Origin of the sequence: Kribbella sp. NPDC058693, assembly GCF_042715335.1 — a bacterium.
Classification (GTDB): Bacteria; Actinomycetota; Actinomycetes; order Propionibacteriales; family Kribbellaceae; genus Kribbella; species Kribbella jiaozuonensis.
The window spans coordinates 811,925-830,220 of sequence record NZ_JBHXSQ010000004.1 but is presented as its reverse complement, the minus strand read 5'-3'; the positions used below and the strand labels follow the sequence as shown (position 1 = coordinate 830,220).

General features: G+C 68.7%; 17 protein-coding genes, 1 tRNA gene, 1 other RNA gene and 1 pseudogene. 8 read left to right on the top strand and 12 right to left on the bottom strand.

Going from position 1 to position 18,296, the window contains the following annotated elements; all coding sequences use genetic code 11:
• Positions 1 to 20: 20 nt before the first annotated feature.
• Positions 21 to 494: a hypothetical protein gene (locus ACFWUU_RS30360; protein ID WP_380180563.1), complete on the top strand. Its 474-nt coding sequence runs from the start codon at positions 21 to 23 to the stop codon at positions 492 to 494.
• On the top strand, positions 406 to 1,215 hold the full coding sequence (locus tag ACFWUU_RS30355) for a hypothetical protein (RefSeq protein ID WP_380180561.1): 810 nt from the start codon (positions 406 to 408) through the stop codon (positions 1,213 to 1,215). Before ACFWUU_RS30360 ends, ACFWUU_RS30355 begins: the two co-directional genes overlap by 89 nt.
• Here ACFWUU_RS30355 and ACFWUU_RS30350 read toward each other — a convergent pair.
• From ACFWUU_RS30350 to ACFWUU_RS30315, 8 genes and pseudogenes are all read right to left on the bottom strand, one after another.
• Entirely contained in the window at positions 1,189 to 1,680 is a 492-nt protein-coding gene (locus ACFWUU_RS30350; protein ID WP_380180558.1) for a GNAT family N-acetyltransferase, read from the bottom strand. The two genes, ACFWUU_RS30355 and ACFWUU_RS30350, sit on opposite strands and share 27 nt — an antisense overlap.
• Positions 1,680 to 3,473: a serine/threonine-protein kinase gene (locus ACFWUU_RS30345; RefSeq protein WP_380180555.1), complete on the bottom strand. Its 1,794-nt coding sequence runs from the start codon at positions 3,471 to 3,473 to the stop codon at positions 1,680 to 1,682. The genes ACFWUU_RS30350 and ACFWUU_RS30345 overlap by 1 nt, the downstream gene beginning before the upstream one ends.
• Before the next feature lie 21 nt (positions 3,474 to 3,494).
• Positions 3,495 to 4,145: a hypothetical protein gene (locus ACFWUU_RS30340; protein WP_380180553.1), complete on the bottom strand. Its 651-nt coding sequence runs from the start codon at positions 4,143 to 4,145 to the stop codon at positions 3,495 to 3,497.
• Between the two features lie 7 nt (positions 4,146 to 4,152).
• A complete protein-coding gene (locus tag ACFWUU_RS30335; RefSeq protein WP_137252074.1) occupies positions 4,153 to 4,797 on the bottom strand; it encodes a DUF5063 domain-containing protein in 645 nt (214 codons plus the stop codon).
• A complete protein-coding gene (gene recR, locus ACFWUU_RS30330) occupies positions 4,790 to 5,389 on the bottom strand; it encodes a recombination mediator RecR (RefSeq protein WP_137252073.1) in 600 nt (199 codons plus the stop codon). The genes ACFWUU_RS30335 and recR overlap by 8 nt, the downstream gene beginning before the upstream one ends.
• Position 5,390: 1 nt before the next feature.
• Positions 5,391 to 5,993 (bottom strand): YbaB/EbfC family nucleoid-associated protein, encoded by a 603-nt coding sequence (locus ACFWUU_RS30325; protein WP_380180551.1) that lies wholly within the window; start codon positions 5,991 to 5,993, stop codon positions 5,391 to 5,393.
• A 2,083-nt stretch (positions 5,994 to 8,076) separates the two neighbouring features.
• Positions 8,077 to 9,651 (bottom strand): annotated as a pseudogene (locus ACFWUU_RS30320) (DNA polymerase III subunit gamma and tau); the annotation flags it as partial.
• Entirely contained in the window at positions 9,632 to 10,297 is a 666-nt protein-coding gene (locus tag ACFWUU_RS30315) for a hypothetical protein (protein ID WP_380180541.1), read from the bottom strand. The pseudogene ACFWUU_RS30320 and the gene ACFWUU_RS30315, both read right to left, overlap by 20 nt.
• Positions 10,298 to 10,354: 57 nt before the next feature.
• On the opposite strand from ACFWUU_RS30315, the gene ACFWUU_RS30310 reads away from it, so the two are divergent.
• Positions 10,355 to 11,167: a nucleotidyltransferase domain-containing protein gene (locus ACFWUU_RS30310; RefSeq protein ID WP_380180539.1), complete on the top strand. Its 813-nt coding sequence runs from the start codon at positions 10,355 to 10,357 to the stop codon at positions 11,165 to 11,167.
• A gap of 21 nt (positions 11,168 to 11,188) precedes the next feature.
• On the opposite strand, the gene ACFWUU_RS30305 is transcribed toward ACFWUU_RS30310, so the two are convergent.
• Positions 11,189 to 12,814, bottom strand: coding sequence for a long-chain fatty acid--CoA ligase (locus tag ACFWUU_RS30305; protein WP_380180535.1), 1,626 nt, complete (start codon positions 12,812 to 12,814; stop codon positions 11,189 to 11,191).
• A gap of 161 nt (positions 12,815 to 12,975) precedes the next feature.
• Here ACFWUU_RS30305 and ACFWUU_RS30300 point away from each other — a divergent pair, with 161 nt between their 5' ends.
• Complete coding sequence (locus ACFWUU_RS30300; RefSeq protein ID WP_380180508.1) at positions 12,976 to 13,452, top strand: MarR family winged helix-turn-helix transcriptional regulator; 477 nt, start codon at positions 12,976 to 12,978, stop codon at positions 13,450 to 13,452.
• 2 nt (positions 13,453 to 13,454) lie between these two features.
• Complete coding sequence (locus ACFWUU_RS30295) at positions 13,455 to 13,853, top strand: SRPBCC family protein (protein WP_380180504.1); 399 nt, start codon at positions 13,455 to 13,457, stop codon at positions 13,851 to 13,853.
• A gap of 14 nt (positions 13,854 to 13,867) precedes the next feature.
• Here ACFWUU_RS30295 and nadE read toward each other — a convergent pair whose 3' ends face one another.
• Together nadE and ffs are read right to left on the bottom strand one after the other, a co-directional pair.
• On the bottom strand, positions 13,868 to 14,686 hold the full coding sequence (gene nadE, locus ACFWUU_RS30290; RefSeq protein ID WP_380180500.1) for an ammonia-dependent NAD(+) synthetase: 819 nt from the start codon (positions 14,684 to 14,686) through the stop codon (positions 13,868 to 13,870).
• 28 nt (positions 14,687 to 14,714) lie between these two features.
• Positions 14,715 to 14,811: signal recognition particle sRNA small type (gene ffs / locus ACFWUU_RS30285), an RNA gene on the bottom strand.
• A 106-nt stretch (positions 14,812 to 14,917) separates the two neighbouring features.
• On the opposite strand from ffs, the gene ACFWUU_RS30280 reads away from it, so the two are divergent.
• Complete coding sequence (locus ACFWUU_RS30280) at positions 14,918 to 15,733, top strand: TIGR03620 family F420-dependent LLM class oxidoreductase (RefSeq protein ID WP_380180497.1); 816 nt, start codon at positions 14,918 to 14,920, stop codon at positions 15,731 to 15,733.
• Here the strand turns inward: ACFWUU_RS30280 and ACFWUU_RS30275 are convergent.
• Positions 15,710 to 16,234 (bottom strand): GNAT family N-acetyltransferase, encoded by a 525-nt coding sequence (locus ACFWUU_RS30275; protein ID WP_380180495.1) that lies wholly within the window; start codon positions 16,232 to 16,234, stop codon positions 15,710 to 15,712. The two genes, ACFWUU_RS30280 and ACFWUU_RS30275, sit on opposite strands and share 24 nt — an antisense overlap.
• An 81-nt stretch (positions 16,235 to 16,315) precedes the next feature.
• Between ACFWUU_RS30275 and ACFWUU_RS30270 the strand changes: the two genes are divergently transcribed.
• Positions 16,316 to 16,403: transfer RNA gene (locus tag ACFWUU_RS30270), tRNA-Ser, on the top strand.
• Positions 16,404 to 16,652: 249 nt separating this feature from the next.
• Entirely contained in the window at positions 16,653 to 18,263 is a 1,611-nt protein-coding gene (locus ACFWUU_RS30265; protein ID WP_380180493.1) for a purple acid phosphatase family protein, read from the top strand.
• Positions 18,264 to 18,296 lie beyond the last annotated feature (33 nt).

Here is an 18,296-nt window from a genome sequence, read left to right as displayed (position 1 = left end):
GTATATGCGAACATGTGTTCGTGCCCTTGGGTGGAGCGACGATCCTGCATGCCGACCTCGACGCGTTCTACGCGTCGGTCGAGCAGCGGGACGACCCACGCCTGCGCGGCAGGCCGGTGATCGTGGGAGCGGGGGTGGTGCTCGCGTGCAGCTACGAGGCCAAGGCTTATGGCGTGCGTACGGCGATGAACGGAGGCCAGGCGCTGCGCCGCTGTCCGGGCGCGATCGTCGTCGAGCCGCGGATGTCCGCGTACTCCGAGGCCAGCAAGGCGGTGTTCAAGGTCTTCGAGGACACGACGCCGCTGGTCGAGGGGTTGTCGATCGACGAGGCGTTCCTCGACGTGGGCGGCTTGCGGAAGATCCGCGGTACGCCGGTGGAGATCGCGCGCCGGTTGCGGGGCCGAGGTGCTGTCCCGGGTCGGGCTGCCGATCACGGTCGGGGTGGCGCGGACGAAGTTCCTGGCGAAGGTGGCGAGCGGGGTCGCGAAGCCTGACGGGCTGCTCGAGGTCGCACCGGATCGGGAGCTGGAGTTCCTGCATCCGTTGGATGTTTCGCGGCTGTGGGGTGTCGGCGACGTGACGGCGGAGAAGCTGCGCAGCCGGGGGCTCACGAAGGTTGGCGATGTCGCGATCCTGCCCGAGGCGGCGTTGGTGGCGATGCTCGGGCGGGCGTCCGGGCGGCATCTGCATGCGCTGGCGCACAACCGGGATCCGCGACCGATCGAGGTCGGGCGACGGCGGCGGTCGATCGGTTCGCAGCGGGCGCTGGGGCGGTCGCCGAAGTCGCCGGCGACGCTTGACGCCGTACTGGCTGGCTTGGTCGACCGGGTTTCGCGCCGGATGCGCAATGCGGGGCGCTCGGGCCGGACGGTCACGCTGCGGCTGCGGTTCGACGACTTCACTCGTGCGACCCGATCGCACACGTTGCCTCAGGCAACGGATCAGACGCGGGCGATTTTGATCACGGCGCGGGCGTTGCTCCGGGCTGCGCAACCGCTGATCGCGGCTCAAGGGATCACGATGATCGGCATTTCGGTCGGCAACCTGGAGAACGAGGCGGCGTTGCAGTTGGCGCTGCCGTTCGACAAGGCGGCGAACAATGAGCTCGACTCGGCGCTCGATCAGGTCAAGGACAAGTTCGGGACGGACGCCATTACGCGGGGCATCCTGCTGGGTAAGCGGCAGGGGCTAGAGATGCCGATGCTGCCCGATTAGCAGCTCGAGGACGAGTTCGTCGTGGAGCGGGATTCCGTAGGCGCCGGTCGGTGGGATCGTGGGTTTGAGCTTGCGGGACTCGTCGACGGCGCCGGGCCGGACTTCGACGATGCGCAGGCCGCGGCGTTGGTAGAAGCGGAGGGCGTCGAGGTTGTCGTTGGTGGTGATCAGCCAGAGGCGGCGTGCTCCGGCTGCTTGTGCTGTTTCGGTGGCGGCCTGCAGGAGGGCTGTGCCGACGCCGCGGTGCTGGGCCGGCGCGTCGATTGTGACGACTTCCAGCTCGTCGTCCTGCAGGTTGTAGGTGAGCAGGCCGACGATCCGGCCGTCCTCCTCGGCCACGATGGCGGGCAGCGTGGTGGCGTCGTACGCGACGCCGTGGGCGACCGCGATGTGACTACCCCAGGACTGCTGGAGCAGGTCGCCGATGGCGGCGCTGTCGGCCGCGGTGGCTGGTCGAATGTTCATCAGTAGGAATTGTCGTGGATGCGACCCGCGTACCAGTTGAGGGCTGCGCGGAGCTCGTTGACCTGAGTCCGACGGCGGGCCTGCGTGGAGCCATGAGCGATCGGGTAGATCCGCAGCCCGCCGTGGTGGCGGCGATGCGAGACAGGCAACTGGTTCTGGAACTGCGGCTCAAGCCATGCGATCAGCCAGGGCCGTTTGCTGTCCCCACCAACATGGAGCCGCGTGACGCCGTACCAGGGGATGGTCGCCTCGCGGTAGGCGCGCTTGACCGTCAATCCCTGCGGAGACAGCCGAAGCACAACCTTCGGCCTGAGCACAAGAATCCAATGCCGAACCGCAAAGTACAAAAACACCAACGAGACCAACCCGGACAACGTCGACAACACAGGATGAAGCGCCTTCACTTGCGGATCAACCGGCACAAACGCAAGCCAAAGCACCGTGAAAATCCCCGCGAACAAACCCGGTCGCGCTCGACTGCTCGCAAAACTAGCCCCCACCCGGCCCGGCCCCGCCCCATCCCCCGACCAAGCCACACCACCCGGCCCCGCCACACCACCCGGCCCCGCCACACCACCCGGTGCCGCCACATCACCCGGCCCTGCGACACCACCCGGCCCTGCCACACCACCCGGTGCCGCCGCACCACCTGACCAAGCCAGACCACCCGGGGCCGACGCGCCGCCCGAGTCCACCGCACCACCCAGCCCGGCCGGGCCAGCCGCCCACGCGGGACCAGCGGGCGCCGGTGCGCCACCAGGCCCCGACACACCGCCCAACCCCGCCGCACCACCCGGCCATGCCGCGGTACCCGACCCCGCGGGACCACTGGGTGCCGCTGCACCGGCCGACCAGGCTGGGCCGTCCGCCCCCGCAGGCGGGCTCGGCGGCGACACACCATCGGGCAGCTGCGCCGTCGGGAAAGGTCCCGTTGGTGGGAGGACCTTTGTGGCGGGTGACATGGGGATCGTGGGTGGGTTGAGGAGGGCTGTTGGTATCGGCGGTCCTAGGGCATGCAGGACTTCCATCGGTGTCGGGCGTTGCGCGGGATCGCGCGCCAGGCACCGGCGTACGACGTCATGCAGCGGCCCCGGGAGCGGCGGGATGTGTGGATGCTCGTTCACGATCCGGTGCAGCATCGACGCCGGATTCCCCGTCGCGAACGGACCACGCCCCGATGCCGCGAACACCAACACAGCACCAAGCGCGAACAGATCGCTCGCCGGCCCGATCCCCGTCCCCGTGATCTGCTCCGGCGACAGATAGCCCGGCGTCCCGATCACCATCCCCGTCGCAGTAAGACTCGCCTCCTCCAACGCCCGAGCGATCCCGAAGTCGATCACCCGCGGCCCGTTGTCGGTCAGCACGATGTTCGACGGCTTCAGATCGCGATGCACGACACCGCTCGCGTGAATCGCCATCAACGCCTCGGCCAAACCACTCGCGAGCGACTGCACACCACCCGGCGACATCGGTCCAGAGGTCTCGATCGCCTTCTGCAGCGTGGGTCCCGGCAGGTACTCCGTCGCAAGCCACGGCCGATCCGCATCCGGATCAGCGTCCACAACGGCCGCCGTGAACGCCCCACTCACCTTCCGCGCAGCGTCGATCTCACGCGCGAACCGCGCCCGGAACCCCGGATCATCGGAGAGCTCCTCGCGCACAACCTTCACCGCGACCAACCGGCCGCCCGGCGAACGCGCAAGGTAGACCGCACCCATCGCCCCACGACCGAGCCGGCCCTGGATCGCGAACGATCCGACCACGGCCGGATCGTGTGGATGCGTTGTCATCGGGCGACACGCTAACGCGCTTCAGGACCGCGGGTAACCGATCTCGGCGATCCCATCGGAGAGATCGCTCAGTCGTCGCTGCCTGTTCAGCGACGTCACGACGTACTCCGTCAACGGCATCAGCGCATACACATGCCGGATCGCGTCGAGGTCGAGCGCCACCTCGTAGTACTCCTCGGCAAACGTCAGGTACGCCTCGGGCCGGCTATCAGCAACCAGCTCGAACATCCAATCAGCCCCATCGCGGTCCACGTCCTCCACCGGACCGGAGTGCCAGGCCGAGTCATCGGCCGTACGCCAGAAGCACACCGTCGCGCGCGGCACGCCCTCATCGCTGAACGCCTTGTCGTCCCGCGCCGCATGGAACACCTCCGGCACACCCTCAAGCAGGCCGGGCCAAACCTTCTGATCATTCACGTACGGCGACATCGGCGACTCATGGTCGAACCCGTACGCGAACGCCCCGTCCGGCGAGAACACGATCGAGTACTCGTCCCCCGACCCGTTCCGCATCAACGCGGCCTCTTCGGTCTCGGACCAGCGCGCGTCGAACTCGTAGTACCTGGTGCGCTCGTCCTCGTTGAGCACCAGGTCCAACACGGCCAACGCCCGACTGACCCGCCGAACCGTACCGACATCCGGCAACCGCCGGATCACCTCATGAACAGACACTCCGTGGTCAACGGCGCTGGACGGCCTCTTCGGCAACCTCGACGAGTTCACGATCGGTCGCCTCGGTCTCCGCGTCGTGCGCCGGCTCGAGCCGGTCGTGCGCGATCAGCGACTGAATGGCCCGCAGTACGGCGCTCGCAGCCGCGCCCCACGTGGAGACGTACGAGAACTGCCACCACCACAGCGCCTCGACGACCCGGCCGTCCTCGTAGTGCGCGAGGCCGTGCACGAGGTCGGTCGCGATCGCGGTCAGGTCGTCGGAGAGCCGGTTCACGGTGATCTCCGGCGGAGCGGCGTACGGGTCGAAGACCTCGGCGTACTCGTCGAGGCCCTCGAACAGCACCGCGAGACGGTCCCGCATCGCGTCCAGGTCCGGGTCCGGACCGGCGTCGCTCTCGAACCGCTCCTCCGGAACGAAGTCCTCGAACGCGCCCAGTCGGCCGCCCGCGAGCAGCAGCTGGCTGACCTCGAGCAGCAGGTACGGCAGCGAGGCGAGGCCTTCGTCGACCCCGTCCTCGTCCGGCTGCGCGGCGATGTCGCGCACCGAGATCAGGAAGCTCCGGACCTGGTCGGCGATCTGTTCGGCGAACTCGGTGAGGTCCTCGGAGTCCGTGGCCAATGCGCGCTCTGCAATATCGGTTGGTTCAGTCATCGATTGATCGTCGCCCTTCAAACGCCCGTCCGAGTGTGACCTCGTCGGCGTACTCGAGGTCACCGCCTACAGGAAGTCCACTAGCCAAACGGGTGACGCGCAACCCCATGGGCCGCAGCAGGCGGCTCAGGTAGGTGGCTGTCGCCTCACCCTCCAGGTTCGGATCGGTGGCCAGGATGATCTCGGTCACCTCACCGCTGGCCAGCCGCTGCATCAGTTCCTTGATGTGGAGTTCGTCAGGCCCGATCCCCTCGATCGGCGAGATCGCCCCGCCGAGCACGTGGTACCGGCCGCGGAACTCGCGGGTGCGCTCGATCGCGACCACGTCCTTGGCCTCTTCGACCACACAGATCAGACTCAGGTCCCGGCGCGGGTCACGGCAGATCCGGCACTGCACTTCCTCCGAGACATTGCCGCAGATCTCGCAGAACTTGACCTTCTCCTTGACCTGCACGAGCACATGCGCAAGCCGTCGTACGTCGGTCTCGTCGGCCGCGAGCAGGTGGAACGCGATCCGCTGCGCGGACTTCGGACCCACTCCGGGCAACCGCCCCAGCTCGTCGATGAGGTCCTGAACGGCACCCTCGTACACGTCAGACCGGGTTCTGACCGGAAGCGCCGGCCCCGCTCCCCGGGTTCACGAACCCGACGCCGCCACGATTCTGGTCATCCGAGCCATGGGTCCCCTCGGACGCCTGCGCACGGCCCTCGTCGTCTGCCGGACCGCTCGGCTCAGGCTTGCCCGGCTCGGTCGCAGTGCTGTCGTCGCCCGGTTCTACCGCAGGCGGCGTCGCACTCGGCAGCCCGAATCCGGCAGGCGCGGACTGCGCCGGGGCTCCACCGCCGAAACCGGGGATGCCGCCCTCGCCGAACGCGCCGCCCAGTCCACCGGCCAGCGGACCCATCGCGGCAGCAGCAGCCTGCTTCGCGTTCTCCGAGGCGTCGCGGACCGCGGCGACGATCAGGTCGGCCAGCGTCTCGGTGTCGTCCGGGTCGACGGCCTCTTTCTTGATGTTCAGGCTGAGCAGCTCGCCCGTGCCGGACACCAGGGCAGTCACCAAACCGCCACCGGCCGACCCCTCGATCTCCTGACCTTCGAGGTCTGCCTGCGCTTCCATCAGCTGGTTCTGCATCGCCTGCGCCTGCGCGAGCAGGTTGGACATGTCGAAGCCCCCAGCACCGCCACCGTCGAACACTGCGATCTCCTCGTCCGAACCGCTCTCCCGAGCCCCGAGCTTGCCTACCCGGCCCCTGACACGCGTCCGACGACCGGAGACTCCACACTAGCCGGTCGGTCGGACAACCCCACGCACGCCCAGAAACCGACCAGTCTCCCCAAAGTTATCCACAACCTTGTGGACATCTTTCCCACAGGGTTGTGGATGATGTGGACACCCACCGTGCCGGTCTAGTCCTGGCTGTGGACGATCCTGTGCGAGCGACTTTCAGCTGAACTCAGTTCGGCTCTTCGGTGATGATCTGCGCACCAAGAGTCTCCCGCAGCAGGTCGGTGTGCGACCGCGGATCGTCATCCAGCACCACGTCGTCCTCACCGATCGAGGCGGCTTCCTCCTCAGGCGTCAACGGCACCTCAGGCACAACCGGCGCCCGCGCCGCAGCCCGAGCCTGCTCAGCCGCCACCGCAGCCTCCGCCGCCCGCCGCTTACTAGCCGCCTGCTCCCGCCGATCCACCGGAGCCGCCTGGACCGGCTGGACCGGTTGGGCCGCACCTCCTCGGCCGTCTTCCCACGGATCCACCCCCGGCGGCACGTCGTACTCCGACTCAGGCGGCTCCCGCAGCGCAACACTCCCCGCTCCGTCCGCCCACTCCCGACCGCCACCCGGCTCGCCGGACGCACCAGCGGCCGTTCCTGCCCGCCCCGCCGACCCGCGCCCATCAGCGCCACCGACACCCGACCCGCCCGCCGCAGGACCACCACCAGCCGACCCTCCAGCCGCAGGACCAGTCGCCACAGCTCCGTCCACGCCGCCCCCAGCGGCTACGCGATCACCTGGCCTACCTGCGCCAGAACCACCTGTGCCAGAACCACCTGTGCCCGCGCCAAGCGAGGCCGCGCCAACCGGTCCGGTAGCAGCGAGGCCCGCTCCACCGACATCAGACCCGTCCGCCTCCGGCCCGCCTGTGCCTGCACCCGCACCTAGACCGCCTTCGTGTGAGCCACCCGCTCCAGAGCTGCCCATCCCAGAAGCACCCCGCCCGCGTCCGCCCGCCACATCTCCACCATGGCCTCCCGGCGCGCCCACACCAGACTCGCCTGCGTAACCACCACCGGCATCACCCGGAGCACCACCACCGTGACCTCCGGGTGCATCGTGGTCCCCGGCTCCGCCTTGCGCAGCACCACCTAGCCCGCTCTGGCCGACCCCGCCGGGTCCGCCCTGGACACCGCCGCCGGGTCCGCCCTGCGCAACACCACTCGGCCCGCTCTGGCCGACTCCGCCAGGTCCACCCTGGACACCGCCGCCGGGTCCACCCTGGGCACCGCCGCCGGAGCCAGCTGGCGTGCTGCCACTGGGGCCACCACCCGGTCGACCACCGGGACCACCGGCGCCCGAACCGCCGGCGCCTGGGTCCGTGGAGGGGTCGACGACGGCTTCGACTCGGCGGTCGACGCCGATGGTGTCGTTCATCGCCTGCCGCAGGATCTCGTCACTGCCCGAACGCGCGAAGCTCTCCCGAGCCCCCGCGTTCACCAGCCCGAGCGTCAACGTCTGATCGTCGATCGCGATGACCTGCGCGTTCTGGCTCAGCATGATCCAAGCAAACCGCCGCTTGCTCTTCACAGCCTCCAAAACCTCAGGCCACAACCGCCGAATGTCAGCCAGCCCAACCGCCCCACCTGCACCCCCACCAGCCGCAGCCGCAGCCCCACCCCCGCCGGAACCAGCACCCCCAGCAGCTACCTCAGCGGGAACTTCACCGCCAACCGAAGACTCAACCCCATCACCCCAAGCCCCCGTACGCCCACCACCAGCCGAAGAGCTACTCGGGGCTCCGGTCGAGGCACCGGCCTGCCGCGCACCCGCCGAAGCAGACCCACCACCTGCCCCCGCACCAACTCCACCAGCCCCAGCACCTCCGGCACCCGAGCCAGCTCCGCCAGCTCCGCCACCCGCGCCGACTCCAGCGGCACCACCAGCTCCAGCGCCCCCACCAGCTCCACCGGCCCCAGCAGCTCCGGCACCCGCGCCAGCTCCGGCCGCCCCTCCAGATCCGGCACCGGCGCCAGCTGCATCTGCCCCACCAGCCGCGACTCCTGCTCCACCAGGTGCACCAGCTCCAGCAGCCGATGCTCCGGCAGGACCAGCGTCCGACGCGCCATCGGCGGCGGCGGTCCGGGAGCCACCCGCGGTTGCAGCAGCGCGTGCTGCCGCCCTGCTTGTCGCCGCGTCCCCTCCGGGTACGCCGAAGTCGTCCGAGGCACCACCCGGCGCGGCAGCGCCCGGAGTACCCGCGCCAGCTCCGGGCGGCTCGCCCGCGTTCGCAGCACCGGACGCGGGTCGCTGTCCCGCGTTCGCAGCACCGGACGCGGGTCGCTGTCCCGCGTTCACGGTGCCGGATCCGGCCGGCTGCCCCGCAGGCGCAGTACCAGCGGCGGCTGACTGCGCGGCGTCCGGCGTACCGGCAGGCGCACCGATGGCCAGGCGGCGTTCCATGCGGTCGAGGCGAGCTTGGATGCCGTTGGTGGAGTCGTCGGCGCCGGGCAGGAGGACCTTGGCGCAGATCAGCTCGAGTTGAAGGCGGGGCGCCGTCGCGCCGCGCATCTCCAGCAGACCCGCAGCGACGATGTCCGCGGCCCGCGTCAGCTCCGCCGGACCGATGCCAGCGGCCTGCGTCTGCAGCCGCTCACCCTGGTCCTCGGCAGCCTCGATCAGACCCGACGCAACCGCATTCGGGACGGCGGACAGCACGACCAGATCCCGCAACCGCCGCAGCAGGTCCTCCGCGAACCGCTTCGGGTCCTGGCCAGTCTCGATGACCTTCTCGATCGTCTCGAACACGGCAGCGCTGTCATGCGCCGCGAATCCATCAACACACGCATCGAGCAACGAGTCGGGAGTGAACCCGAGCAGCGCCACCGCCAGCTGGTACGTCACCCCTTCCGGCCCAGCCCCACCGATGAGCTGGTCCAGCACGCTCAGCGAGTCACGCACCGAACCCGCGCCGGCCCGCACGACCAGAGGCAGCGCAGCCGACTCGATCGCGACGCCCTCCGCCTCACACAGCTTGGCCATGTAATCAGCCAACACCTTCGGCGGCACCAGGCGGAACGGGTAGTGATGGGTACGCGACCGGATCGTCCCGATGACCTTGTCGGGCTCGGTGGTGGCGAAGATGAACTTGAGGTGCGGCGGCGGCTCCTCGACCAGCTTCAGCAGGGCGTTGAAGCCCTGCGTGGTCACCATGTGCGCCTCGTCGATGATGTAGATCTTGTAGCGGCTCTCGACCGGGGCGAAGAACGCACGCTCGCGCAGATCGCGGGCGTCGTCCACACCACCGTGCGACGCCGCGTCGATCTCGATCACGTCGATGCTGCCGGGACCGCCACGCGCCAGGTCGGTGCACGACTTGCACACCCCGCACGGCTCGGCGATCGGGCCCTTCTCACAGTTGATCGCGCGGGCGAGGATCCGCGCACTTGTGGTCTTTCCACACCCTCGCGGTCCGGAGAACAGGTAGGCGTGATTGACCCGGTTGTTGCTCAACGCGTTCCGCAACGGCGCCGTGACATGTTCCTGCCCGATCACCTCCGCGAACGTCTCCGGGCGATACCGGCGGTACAGCGCAAGGGGTGCTTCCACGCCCGCAACCCTAGCGCTGCCGCCCGACATTTCCTTCGCCCGCGCTGCCGGGCCGGATGACCGGGTGGAACGGGTCCGCGTGGTCGATCACGACGGTGGCCGCCGCGGCCGGATCATGCTGAGCCTGGTACGCACGCCAGCCCGGGATGAACTGCGTCTCGAACATCCCCCGCGCGGCGTCCTCCCCGCCGTAGCTGTCCCGATCACGAAGCACACCTCGCCGCAGCATCTCGTCCTCGCCGATGTGCAGGTAGACAGCGACATCCCAGTACGCGCGTAGTCGGTCCTGGAGCAGAAACACGCCATCGACGAGCAGCACCGCGTCGTACGGCGCGAGCCCTGTCGAGCCGTCCGCGGCCCGATAGCTGCGATCGCCGCCCGGCCCCAGCGGAATCAGGTACCCAGCGACCAGCGCAGCCAAGTCGAAATTGTCGTCGAAGTAGCCCGCCGCGGGGACGCCCGGCGACTGCGGTCGCTCATCCGCGGGGCGGATGTAGTCGTCAACCCTCGCCCTGATCGCCGGACGGATGCCGGACAACGCGGCCGCCAGCTCGTCGGCCAACGTCGTCTTCCCGGCCGCATCCGGCCCGTCCACCGCGACCCGCACGGGACGATCCGAAGAAATGCCGACGATCGACTCGATCAACCGCGTGAGAACGGCCTGCCGAGTCGTCACCCCTCGACCGTAGGCCCCTGATCCCGGGAAACGCCAGCCACGATCTAGCGTGGAGCGATGACTGGGGACGAGCGGCAGCAGGCAGTGATCGCGCGAGCGGCCGAGGTCCTGCCGCAGGACGAGCGGGTGCTCGGGGTCTACCTCATCGGGAGCTACGCGACCGGCGCGGCCGACCGGTTCAGCGATGTCGACGTACATCTCGTGGTCACGGACGACAGCCTGGAGTGGTTCGGCGAGCACTGGGACGACGTACTGCGGGAGCTGACCGGGCCGACCGTGATGACGGATAGGGTTCCCGGGCTCATCGGTGGGCTGGGGATCACGCCGGACTGGTTGCACGTGGATCTGTTCGTGCACCCGATGGCTTCGTTCGAGCGGGAGCAGTACGACGGGGTGCGGGTCCTGTTCGACCGGGACGGGACGCTGTTCTCGGACGGCGATATCGCTGCGAAGGGCGGCCGGCCCGGAGAACCGTACTGGCCGGCGACCAACGTCAACCTCTTCTTCTACTTCCTCGGGAACCTGGTGACGGTCCTCGGTCGTGACGAGCGGATCGTCGGCAACCAGGGCGTCGGTGTCGTCCGCGATCAACTCGTCGCGCTCATGCTGGCCGAACGCGGCGTACGCCGGACCACCGGAGCCAAGCGCCTCAACGCCCTCCTCTCCGACGAGCAACGCGCCACCCTGGAAGCCGTTCCGGCCGCCGGCACCGAGCCCGCCGACATCATCGCGGCCAACCAGTACATCTGCCGCGAGTTCATCACCCGCGGCACCGCACTGGCCAAGCTGACCGACAACCCCTGGCCGACCGAGTTCGTCGACGCAACCCTCACCCACCTCCGGAACCACTTCCGGGTCGACTTCTCCTGATGGTTGCCGGAGGCACGCACCTCACTCCAGGTGGTAGTTGGCGAAGCGGGTGCGCAGATCCTTCTTGGAGAACTTGCCGACCGATGTCTTCGGAACCTCGTCGATGAACTCGACCGCATCCGGGACCCACCAACTCGCGACCAGCGGGCGCAGGTACTCGAGAATGTCCTCGCCGGTCGCGGTCGCACCCTCCTGCAGGACGATGCACGCCAGCGGCCGCTCGACCCACTTCGGGTGCGGCACGCCGATGACCGCCGCTTCTCGTACTGCGGGGTGGGCCATCAGCAGGTTCTCCAGCTCCACGGAGCTGATCCACTCGCCACCGGACTTCACCAGGTCCTTCGTCCGGTCGACGATCCGGACCGAACCGTACTGGTCGATCGCGGCGACGTCGCCCGTCTTCATCCAGCCGTCCTCGGTGTTCAGCTGGACACCGTCGTCGGGACGGTAATACTCCGCCGCGATCCACGGGCCACGGACCTGCAGCTCACCGGTGGCCTCGTCGTCCCACGGCAGCGCCTCGATCGAACCGGGCTCGACGATGCGCACCTCGACACCAGGCAGCGGCAGACCGGCCCGGGCGCGGAGATGTGCCTGCTCTTCCTCAGGAAGATCCGCATTCCGCGAGGGAACATGAGAGGCGGTCGCGACCGGACTCGTCTCGGTCATGCCCCACGCCTGCAGGATCGGCCGGCCGAGCTTCAGCCGGAACGCCTCCGACAGCGCTAAGGGCACGGCCGAACCGCCACAGGGGATCCGCCGGAGCTTCGGCAACTCGACGCCGTCGAGCAACGGCAACAGCCCCTGCCAGATCGTCGGCACCCCGGCCGACAGCGTGACCTCCTGCTCCTGGAGCAGCTTGAGGATCCCGGCCGGAGTCATATCCGGCCCCGGGAACACCAGCGAGGCGCCGGCCATCGGCGCCGCGTGCGCCAGACCCCAAGCGTTCGCATGGAACATCGGCACGACCGGCATGACCGTGTCGGTCTCGGTCAGCCCGATCCCGGCATTCGTCAGTACGCCGATCGAGTGCAGCCAGGTCGACCGATGCGAATAGACGACACCCTTCGGATGCCCCGTCGTACCACTCGTGTAGCACATCGCGGCGGCCTGGTTCTCGTCTTCGACGTGGAACTCAACCGGCTGGGCCGCGGCCAGGAGCTCCTCGTAGTCGTGGAACCGTGAGTCGTCCGGGACCTCCGCACCCGGCGCCCCAGGCGGCAGGTCGTCCATCACGACCACGTGCTGGATCTGCGGGAGCCGCTCGAGCAGCGGCAGGAACACCCCCAGCAGCGAGCGGTCGACGAACACGACCTCGTCCTCGGCGTGATTCGCGATGTAGACGATCTGGTCCGGGAAGAGTCTGATGTTCAGCGTGTGCAGCACCCGGCCGGTGCACGGCGCGGCGAAGTACAACTCGAGGTGACGTCCTGAGTTCCACGCGAATGTCCCGACGCGGCCGTCGGAGGTGACCCCGAGCGTGTCGAGCACGCCACCCAGACGTCTGGTCCGCTCCGCCCACTCGGCGTACGTCAGCTTGGTCGGCGCCGGACCGCCGGTGTAGACGGTCTTGTCCGGGTAGAACTGCTCGGCCCGGCGGAAGATCGTGTCCAGGGACAGTTGGTAGTTCTGCATCAGACCCTTCATGCAGACACTGTGCCAGCCGCGATGTCGCCTTGGCCATGACCTCAACCGGACTTTCTCCGGCACTCTTCCGGAACCCGTCGCCTCAGGCAACAGATTCTCACCGATCGGAACACTCGCGCCAAATAGATGTCATGACACACGTGTCGTGTAACATATCGGTCATGAGGGTTGTCGAGGAGCTTCGCTATCTCGTGCTGGCGATCCAGCGCGAGGGCAACCGGCTGCTCGCCGCCGAGCTGCGCCCGCTGGGCATAACGCCTTCCCAGGCAGAGGTTCTGCGCGTCCTGCGCGACCACGGCCCGCTCACTCTGAATGCGCTCGGCGGCCTGCTGGTCTGCGAGACCGGCAACAGCCCGAGCCGGCTCGTCGATCGCCTCGTCGCCCAAGGACTGGTCAAACGCGGCATCGACAAGGTCGACCGGCGCTACCTCACGCTCAGCCTGACCACGCAGGGCCGCGCCCTGCACCGCCGCATCGTCACCGCGGAAAACCGGCTGCACCGCACCATGCACGACCTCGTCGCCGGCCAGGCGCTCGACGAGACCATCACCACGCTCCGCACGCTCGCCGACGCCTTCCCGGCCGGCGCAGCCCTGGCCCGGCGCCGGGATCCCGAACTCGCCACTCAGGAGAACTAGTCATGGAACAGGCCACCGAAATCATCCACGCCGGCCCCGCGGCGATCCGCCACGTCCTGCTCGACGCGCTCGCGCTCCCGGAGTGGAACGAGGCGTTCCTTGCCATCGACGGCCCGGACGAGGCCGACCTCGGCAGCAGCTACGCGTTGCGGGTCCGGCCGGGCTTCGCCGGTGAGCTGCAGTACACAGTGGTCGAGCCCGACCGGATCGAGATCAGCTGGCAGGTGCCCGGGTTCCGCGAGGTCGGGACGTGGACCATCGGTCCGGACAGCCAGGTCACCCACACGTTCGAGCAGTCCGGTCCGCTGGCGACCGTCCTACGCCCGGCGTACCGCAACATCGCCACCATCCGCCTGGCCCGCCTCGCCAACCGCGTCCGCCAGTTCAGCCACGCCGCCTGACGCTCTGGCCCACGTCAGCTGAAGGCGAGGGGCACTGCGCGCTTGTGGGCGGTCCGGTGGTGGGTGGCGATGATCGTGCTTGCGGCCTTCTCGTCCACGTCGAGGCCCTCGAGGAAGTCGTCGATCTCGTCGTACGTGACGCCCAGCACGGCCTCGTCGGGTACGCCGGGGTTGTTGGTCTCCAGGTCGGCCGTCGGCACCTTGCCGGTGGTCTCCGGGTCGGCGCCGAGCCGCTCGCCGACGGCGCGGACGCGACGCTTGTTCAGACCGGACAGCGGTGTCAGGTCGCAGGCGCCATCGCCGTACTTGGTGAAGAAGCCCATCACCGCCTCCGCCGCGTGGTCCGTGCCGATGACCAGCGCGCCGCGAGCACCGGCCACGACGTACTGCGCGACCATGCGCTGGCGGGCCTTGATGTTGCCCACGTGGAAGTCCTCGCGGTCGCCCAGCCCGGCGTGCCGGACCGACTCGACCATGGCGTCGGTGGCCGGCTTGATGTTCACGTCCAGCGTCTCGTCCGGCTTGATGAACTGCAGTGCGCGCTGCGCGTCCGCCTCGTCGGCCTGCACGCCGTACGGCAGCCGCATCGCGACGAACGTCGCCTGACCGCCCTCGGACCTGATCCGCTCCACCGCGAGCTGCGCGAGTCGGCCCCCGACCGCGGAGTCGACCCCGCCGCTGATGGCGAGCACGTAGCCTGCCGCGCCTGTCTTCCGGAGCCGGTCGGCCAGGAACTCGACCCGCTGCTCGATCTCGCTGTCCACGTCGAACGTCGTGGGCACGCCGAGCTCGGCGATGATCAGTTCCTGCAGGTATCGGCTCTCGGGATTCATCGGACTCCTCACGACGCCAGGCCCCGGACATAAGGATTCCCCGCGCACCCGGAAGAGCTCACTTACCCTTGCTGCCTTCCGGCCCTGGGGGGTTTGGGCGAGATACCGCCACGCGGGGAACCAGCCATGAGTGTACGGGATCCCTCGCGCCAACCGGGAATCGGACTCCACCGCACACGCTCTGAGCGAACAGCCTGGCCGCCTGACCCGATCCGGGCTCACCCTGGATGAGTGACGGATCATCAATTCGGCCCCTTCGGGATCACGACCGGGCTTGACAGCAGTGCTGAGTCGATCGCCGCAGCACGGGCGGCGGAGGACCTCGGGTACCCGGCGATCTGGCTGTCCGGCGGCCCGCTGCCCGGGCTGCAGACGATCGTGGACCTGGTCGGAGCGACGACGGCGATCAAGTTCATCAGCGGGATCCTGGCGGTGTCGAAGTACTCCGCGGCGGACGTGGCTGCGACGTACACCGCGCTGGAAGCGACCGCGCCGAGACGGTTCACAGTTGGTCTTGGTGGAGCGCACGGTCCCAAGCCGATCGCCACGCTGAACGCGTATCTGGACGAGCTGGACGTACCTGTGGAGCGTCAGGTGCTCGCTGCGCTCGGTCCGAAGATGCTGAAGCTGGCCGGCGAGCGGACTGCCGGCGCGTACCCGTTCCTGACCAGTGCGGCGTACTCCGCCGAGGCGCGGAAGGTCCTGGGTCCGGACAAGCTCCTGGCTGTCAGCCACCTCGCCGTGCTCGAGACGGACGCGGACCGGGCGCGGGCGATCGCGCGGGACACGATCGGCTTCTTCACGCGTATCCCGGGGTACATCGCGTCGTTGAAGCGGCAGGGGTTCGGTGAGAGCGACCAGGCTGAGCTGCCCGACCACATGATCGATGCGTTGGCGGCGTGGGGCAGTCCGGCCGACATCAAGGCCAAGCTGACCGAACACCTGGAGGCCGGCGCCGACCACGTCGCGGTCAACGTGATCACCGGTGAGACCGGTCCCCAGCCGATCGAGCAGTGGCGGGCGCTAGCTCCCACTCTGCTCGGGTAGCGGCTTCTCGAAGAGGCGGGCGACCGACTCGAGCTTGTCGTAGCGGTACGGACGTTCCTCGCCGGTCGGCTCGAACCCCTGCCCCAGCCAGAACCCAGTGGCGACCTGGGCGTTGGTGTCCACGACAGCGAGGCGCAGCGTCCGGATCTCGGGCCGCGTGGTCCCGACGTACCGCTCGACGAGTTCGTACGCCGTCCTGCCGTAGCCGAGCCCCTGGTGCTTGGCGTGGACTTCCAACAGACCGATGAACGCAGTCTGGTCGTTCGGGAAGCCCTTGAGCAGGTCAACCACCGCAACCAGCTGGTCCGCGGCGAACACACCCAGGACAACCTTCGACTCCTCCGGCAGGTCCTCCGGACGCATGAGCAGCAGACTCTGCGCATCCGCGGGCCCTGGCGGGTAGCCGGTGATGCGCTCGGTGTATCCCGGATCGGACTCGATCAGCTCCTGCAGCGCGTCCACGTCACCCGGTGCGATCGGCCGCAGTACAAGCTCGTCCATGCGGCCGACCCTAGACGAGCGGCTCCAAGGTCCACGCCCCGATTTCGGATTCCCCCGTCCCCTTCGGTATCCTCTCCGCTTGGAGGATTCGCCTAGAGGCCTAGGGCGCACGCTTGGAAAGCGTGTTGGGGGCAACCCCTCACGAGTTCGAATCTCGTATCCTCCGCCATCTCAGAGGGCCGGATCACTGCCGTGGTCCGGCCTTTTGCGTTCGGCCGCCTCCCGCGGCCGTCGGGAGTTGCCTTCCGTTGTGCTGACTGCCATCTGACGTTCATGCGCGTCGCGCTGCGCCGGTCGTCCGTGGTTCTTAGCGTCCGTCTGTGTGCGCACCACTGGCCTGCCGCCGACCGCTGTCAGGTTCGAACCGCTGCTCTCCGGTTGGTGTTCGACTGCACCCGACGACGCGAAAGGCCCCGGAATGTCCGAAGCACCCAAGCAAACTCGAATCTCTCGCCGCAACGCGCTCGGCGTCTTCGGCGCGTCTGTGTCCGGCGCCGCCGCCGGGTCACTGATCCTCGGCGCCGGAAACGCCGAGGCAGTCCCGGCGAAGTCGGAGGTCACCGGGCTCACCACCGGCTCGACCACGACGCCCGTCCAGGGCCTGCACCTGACCTTCGGCGCCGACCCGCGCCACCAGATGGTCGTCTCGTGGGTCACCGACGCAGCCGTCAAGAAGCCGCGCGTCGTCTACGGCACGCTGAGTGGCGGCTTCGGCTCCACGGTGCACGCGACGACGAAGACCTACTTGGACGGCACCTCCGGGCGGACCGTCTGGGTCCATCACGCGCAGCTGGACAAGCTGAGGGCCGACACCGACTACCTGTACGCGGCGCAGCACGACGGCGCCACCCCCGACGCCGGCACCTTCCACACGGCGCCGTCCGGCAGGGCTCCGTTCACCTTCACCAGTTTCGGCGACCAGGGTTCGCCCAGTGTGACGTGGAAGACCGGAGCGAACCCGGCCGACGCCTCGGGCCGGGACTTCGAGCCCAACGCCACACCCGCCGCTGCCGACATCGTCACCGGCATCGAGAAGGTCGGCCCGCTGTTCCACCTCCTCAACGGTGACCTCTGCTACGCCAACACCGGCCCCGACCGCGTCCGCGTCTGGCACGACTTCCTCGCCAACAACAGCCGCTCGGCGCGATTCCGTCCGTGGATGCCGGCCGCGGGTAACCATGAGATCGAGTCGGGCAACGGCAAGCTCGGTCTCGACGCGTACCAGACCTACTTCGAGCTGCCCTCGACCGAGAACCAGCCCGAGCTCGACAACCTCTGGTACACCTTCACGGTCGGCTCGGTGAAGGTGATAGTCCTGCAGAACGACGACATCGCCCTGCAGGAGGGCGGCGACATCTACATCAACGGCTACTCCGGCGGCCGGCAGCTCGCCTGGCTGGAGCGGGAGCTCAAGTCAGGCCGGGCGTCGAGGGACATCGACTGGATCGTCGTCTGCATGCACCAGGTGATGATCAGCTCGGCCACCGCCGCGAACGGCCCCGACGTCGCACTGCGCGCGGCGTACGGACCGCTGTTCGACAAGTACGGCGTCGACCTGGTGGTCTGCGGCCACGAGCACGACTACGAGCGCTCGTTGGCGGTGCGTGGCGTCGTCGCCGGCAGCGTCACTCTTACGCCGAACCCGAGCCAGACCGCACTCGACGTGATCGACAGCGCGCACGGCACGACGCACATGGTCCTCGGCGGTGGCGGCGTCTCCGGCATCACCAACAACAGCTTCACCACCGACGACGCCGACGGTCACGGGCATCACTCGGCCCTGGTCCAGATGGAGCACCTCGGCAAGTTCAACTCGCGCAAAGAGAAGGAGACCGCGGTCTGGGTCGGCGTCCGCGACGCGGAGCATCCGTACGGCTTCGCCGAGTTCAGTGTCGACCCGGGCCGTCACCCCGGTGACATGACCCGCATCTACGTCACCTACTACAACATCATCACGCCCACCGGCGAGCTGTCGGTCTTCGAGAAGTTCACCCTCCAACGCCGCCGCAGCGACGGCGGCCGGCACTGACGGACATGAGCTGACGGGTCGGTCGCGGAAGCG

Bases quoted from the DNA above. Each gene is read 5' to 3' on its own strand.
- ACFWUU_RS30305 (WP_380180535.1), bottom strand. From the start codon at position 12,814: ATGAAGGGTCTGATGCAGAACTACCAACTGTCCCTGGACACGATCTTC.
- ACFWUU_RS30310 (WP_380180539.1), top strand. From the start codon at position 10,355: ATGACTGGGGACGAGCGGCAGCAGGCAGTGATCGCGCGAGCGGCCGAG.
- ACFWUU_RS30295 (WP_380180504.1), top strand. From the start codon at position 13,455: ATGGAACAGGCCACCGAAATCATCCACGCCGGCCCCGCGGCGATCCGC.
- ACFWUU_RS30335 (WP_137252074.1), bottom strand. From the start codon at position 4,797: ATGACTGAACCAACCGATATTGCAGAGCGCGCATTGGCCACGGACTCC.
- ACFWUU_RS30275 (WP_380180495.1), bottom strand. From the start codon at position 16,234: ATGGACGAGCTTGTACTGCGGCCGATCGCACCGGGTGACGTGGACGCG.
- ACFWUU_RS30345 (WP_380180555.1), bottom strand. From the start codon at position 3,473: ATGACAACGCATCCACACGATCCGGCCGTGGTCGGATCGTTCGCGATC.
- nadE (WP_380180500.1), bottom strand. From the start codon at position 14,686: ATGAATCCCGAGAGCCGATACCTGCAGGAACTGATCATCGCCGAGCTC.
- ACFWUU_RS30300 (WP_380180508.1), top strand. From the start codon at position 12,976: ATGAGGGTTGTCGAGGAGCTTCGCTATCTCGTGCTGGCGATCCAGCGC.
- ACFWUU_RS30265 (WP_380180493.1), top strand. From the start codon at position 16,653: ATGTCCGAAGCACCCAAGCAAACTCGAATCTCTCGCCGCAACGCGCTC.
- ACFWUU_RS30350 (WP_380180558.1), bottom strand. From the start codon at position 1,680: ATGAACATTCGACCAGCCACCGCGGCCGACAGCGCCGCCATCGGCGAC.